The 357-nt window shown below is 69.2% G+C and carries 1 pseudogene; it reads right to left on the minus strand.

The features are described from left to right. Window positions 1-284, minus strand: a pseudogene (locus tag DY926_RS16475) (efflux RND transporter periplasmic adaptor subunit); the annotation flags it as partial. Between the last annotated feature and the right edge of the window lie 73 nt (window positions 285-357).

The following is a 357-nucleotide window of genomic DNA, read 5'->3' on the forward strand; positions in this document are numbered from 1 at the left end:
GCCTGCCCGCGCGCGACATGCATGCCCGGCTGGACCGGCACCGCCAGCACCTTGCCACTGCCCGCCGGGTGGATATGCACGACCCGCGTCGTATCGGGCATGACCCGGCTTACGATCGGCAGCACGGGCGCAACCGTGCCGGGCGTGGCCGTGACGACACTCACACCTTCATTGGCGACCGCCGCCGCATCCAGCTTCACGATCGGGGGCAGCGCTCCTTCCTCCGCCCGGGCAGGAAGGCAGCCGGCCCCCAGAAGCAGCAGGGCAAGGGTAATGCGCTTCATGGCACGATACCTGTCGCGATCAGCATGCGGATGCTGGCCACATGCCATTCCACATCGGCCCGCGCGCTGGCCA

Origin of the sequence: Komagataeibacter melaceti (assembly GCF_003403295.1) — a bacterium.
Classification (GTDB): Bacteria; Pseudomonadota; Alphaproteobacteria; order Acetobacterales; family Acetobacteraceae; genus Komagataeibacter; species Komagataeibacter melaceti.